Genomic DNA, 3,854 nt, shown 5'->3' on the forward strand with positions numbered 1-3,854 from the left:
GTGACGCGCTGCCACGGGGCCGCACGATGCCGGTGATCGTTTGTGGCATGGCCGGGTCACGGCAAGGCTGGGCCGAGGCGCCCTATGCGGCGGTGCCCTGCGCGCCGCTGTCGGTTGCCTCGGCCGTCCCGGTGGAGACCGCGGATCCGCGCCTTTCCGTCTTCATCGTGCCGGGGATCAAGCAGGCGTCGCCGCCGGACGTGATGCGCGGCGAGGAAACCCAGATCGCCGGGTTCCTTGCGGACAATACCGGTTTCGATGGGGTGCTTTGCCTGCCCGGCACCCATTGCAAATGGGTCCATATCAGCGCCGGGGAGGTGGTCAGTTTCCGCACCTTCATGACCGGCGAATTGTTCGCCCTGCTCGAACAGGCCTCTGTGCTGCGCCACTCGGTGACGGGGGGCGATTGGGATGACGGGGCCTTTGCCGGCGCCGTCGATGACGTCATCTCCCGTCCCGCCACGGTGGCGGCCGACCTGTTCTCTGTCCGTGCCGCGGCCTTGCTGGACGGTACCGGGTCGGGGGCGTCGCGCGCCCGGCTTTCGGGTCTTTTGATCGGCCTCGAACTCGCCGGTGCGCGACCCTATTGGCTGGGCCAGGACATTCGTGTCGTGGGGGCTGGTGGCATCGCAGGCGCTTATCGCGACGCGCTGGCTGCCCAAGGCGCCAGCGTCGCAACTGTGGCCGGTGACGGCATGGTCCTGCGGGGCCTGCGCGCCGCCTATGACACCCTGCACGAGGCTGCCCCATGACCCGAGACATCATCGCCATCCTGCGCGGCGTCGAGCCGCACGAGGCCATCGCGATCACCGATGCCCTGATCGGTGCGGGAATAACCCGGATCGAGGTGCCCCTGAATTCGCCTGACCCGTTCGATACCATCGCGCGCATGGTGGACCATGCCGGGGACGCGGCAGAGATTGGCGCAGGCACGGTTCTGGACGTCGACGCGGTGGCGCGGCTGGCCTGGATCGGCGCACGGATGGTGGTGTCGCCCGATACCAACCCCGAGGTCATCGAAGCGTCCAAAGCCCATGGGCTGGCGTCCTATCCCGGTGTCTTCACCGCGACCGAGTGCTTTACCGCCCTGCGCCACGGCGCTGACGGGCTGAAGGTCTTCCCGGCCTTCAAGCTGGGGCTGGACGGGTTCAAGGCGCTTTCTGCCGTGCTGCCCGACACAGCAGCGACCTATGCGGTCGGAGGCGTCGGACCCGAAGACTTCGCCGCCTGGCGTGCCGCCGGGATCACCGGCTTCGGGCTGGGGTCGAATCTCTACAAGCCCGGATATGACGCCGCCCGCGTGGGCGACCTGGCGGCAGCGGCCGTTGCCGCCTACGACACAAGCTTTTCCTGAAATCCGACAAATCCGAGGCCCCCATGCAGCGCACGCTTGGCACTTGCTATTATCCCGAACACTGGCCCGAAGAGGTCTGGCACAACGACGCCGCCCGCATGGCCGAGCTGGGGCTGACCTGGGTGCGGATCGGCGAATTCGCCTGGGGCCGAATCGAACCCACTCCGGGCGATCTGCGCTGGGACTGGCTGGACCGTGCCATCGAGGTTCTGGGGCAGGCCGGATTGAAGGTGGTGCTGGGCACCCCCACTGCCACGCCACCACGCTGGGTGGTGGACAAGCATCCTGACATGCTGGCTGTCGATGCCGAGGGACGTCCGCGCAAGTTCGGCTCGCGTCGGCATTACTGTTTCAGCCACACGGGCTACCTTGACGAATGCCGCCGCATCGTCACGCTCATGGCCGAACGCTATGGCCGCAACCCACATGTGGAGGCCTGGCAGACCGACAATGAATATGGCTGCCACGATACCATCTTGTCCTATTCCGAGGCCGCCCGGCAGGCGTTCCGCGATTGGCTGGCGCAGCGATATCAATCGCCCGAAGCGCTGAACCGCGCCTGGGGCAATGTCTTCTGGTCGATGGATTACGCGACTTTCGACGAAGTGGACCTGCCCAACCTGACCGTGACCGAACCGAACCCGTCGCACGCGCTGGATTTCCGGCGCTTCAGCTCCGACCAGGTGGTGCGGTTCAACCGCGTGCAGACCGAGATCATCCACGCCCATTCTGACGCGCCGATCGCGCATAACTACATGGGGCGGGTTACGGATTTCGATCACTACAAGGTGGGCGACGATCTGGATATCGCATCCTGGGACAGTTACCCGCTGGGGTTCCTGGAAAATGTCGTCGGGGCCGAGGATGCCCACAAACGCCGCTACAACCGCCAGGGCGATCCGGATTTCCAGGCCTTTCACCATGACCTCTACCGCGCCGTAGGGCGGGGCCGCTGGTGGGTCATGGAACAGCAGCCCGGCCCGGTGAACTGGGCGCCCTACAACCCCGCGCCGCTGCCCGGCATGGTGCGGCTCTGGTCCTGGGAAGCCTTCGCCCACGGCGCCGAGGCGGTCTGCTATTTCCGCTGGCGCCAAGCGCCTTTTGCCCAGGAACAGATGCACGCGGGCCTGCTGCGGCCCGACAGCGCCGAGGCCCCCGCGATGAAAGAGGCTCGGCAGGTCGCCGCCGAGATCGCCAAAGCGCCCGAGGTTCAACCGGTGCAGGCCCCTGCTGCATTGATCTTCGACTACGAGTCCGACTGGGCCTGGACCGTGCAGCCACACGGCGCGGGCCTGTCCTGCTTCGGCCTGGTTCTGGATTGTTACCGGGCCCTTCGGAGGGCCGGCCTGTCGGTGGACATCATCCGCGCCGAGGCGGCAGCGCTGGCCGGCTACAAGGCGATCTTCGCACCCGGTCTGATGATCCTGCACGAAGACCTCAAGGCGGCGCTTCAGGCCAGTGAGGCGCAGGTGGTGCTTGGCCCCCGTGCAGGAGCGCGCACCCGCGACATGGCCATCCCTTCGGCGCTGCCGCCCGGTCTTCCGGGGGTCGACCTGCGGGTCGCACGGGTCGAGTCCATGCGCCCCGATATGCCGCTGCCCCTTGTCGGGGGTGGGGCCATCGTCGGTTATCTCGACGAGATCGAAGGCACGGGCGCGACCATTCTGGAAACCACGACAGGCCAGCCCGTAGCGCAGCAATTCGGGTCGCTGACCTATGTGGCGGGCTGGCTAGACGAGGCCGGTTTCGACAGGCTGATCCGTGAGATCACCGATCGCGCAGGGCTGGCCGTGCGGCCCATGCCCGAGGGCGTCCGCATCCGCGACACAAGCACCGAGCGGTTCTGGTTCAATTACAGCAACAAGACAGTGACGACCGAGGCCGGGGATCTGCCGCCCGCAGGGGTACTGCGGCAGCCCCTCTGAGCGGTCCCGTGACCGGGCACTGGCGGGTCGGCGACTGCGTGTCGGTGCGCCCATGAAAAGGTGTTGAAACCGCCGTGGCAGCGTCGGCAAGCGAGCGCCCCGGGGGGGCTTTGCCATGTCGTTGACGCGGTGCCTCTGCTCCGCGCACAGCCATCTCTCATGATCAACCCAGGTTCTCAGGCTCCCCTGAAGGTCTTCCGGTTGCATCAGCCCATCATTTCTTAGCCACACGGGCATACCATCTGTTGATCTAAGCTTTTGCGGGGTCGAGGGTCTGTTGGCCGAACGGGGAATAAAGGCCAGTCGCTTCTGGGAGAAGAAGCGGAAGAAACACCTGCTGACCGGGTTGCTGACCTGTGGCGCCAGCGGAGGTGGTTTTGTCTCGATCGGCCGCGATTACGTTGCGTGTTCAAATGCGCGCAAGTTGAGATCAGAGAGGCGGTCGCGGAGTTTCGGACCAGTTGCTAAGCTTTAGCGACTGATGAGGGACCGACCTGAAATGACTAAACGCAAACGCTATACGGCGGAGTTCAAGGCGAAGGTGGCGTTGGAAGCCATCCGCGAGGAGCTGACAA

Annotated in this window: 3 protein-coding genes; all 3 read left to right on the forward strand. The window is 65.8% G+C overall.

Going from position 1 to position 3,854, the window contains the following annotated elements:
- Window positions 1–752: 2-dehydro-3-deoxygalactonokinase (locus VJ897_RS07105; RefSeq protein WP_324054567.1), on the forward strand; the 752-nt coding region annotated here is incomplete at its 5' end.
- Window positions 749–1,354, forward strand: a complete 606-nt coding sequence (locus VJ897_RS07110) for a 2-dehydro-3-deoxy-6-phosphogalactonate aldolase (protein WP_292287461.1) — start codon at window positions 749–751, stop codon at window positions 1,352–1,354. The genes VJ897_RS07105 and VJ897_RS07110, both read left to right, overlap by 4 nt.
- A 23-nt stretch (window positions 1,355–1,377) precedes the next feature.
- On the forward strand, window positions 1,378–3,279 hold the full coding sequence (locus VJ897_RS07115) for a beta-galactosidase (protein ID WP_324054571.1): 1,902 nt from the start codon (window positions 1,378–1,380) through the stop codon (window positions 3,277–3,279).
- Window positions 3,280–3,854 lie beyond the last annotated feature (575 nt).

Origin of the sequence: Salibaculum sp. (genome assembly GCF_035270045.1) — a bacterium.
Lineage (GTDB): Bacteria > Pseudomonadota > Alphaproteobacteria > Rhodobacterales > Rhodobacteraceae > Salibaculum.

What these genes read in the sequence shown, in the direction of transcription:
- VJ897_RS07110 (WP_292287461.1), top strand. Translation starts at nt 749, where the DNA reads ATGACCCGAGACATCATCGCCATCCTGCGCGGCGTCGAGCCGCACGAG.
- VJ897_RS07115 (WP_324054571.1), top strand. Translation starts at nt 1,378, where the DNA reads ATGCAGCGCACGCTTGGCACTTGCTATTATCCCGAACACTGGCCCGAA.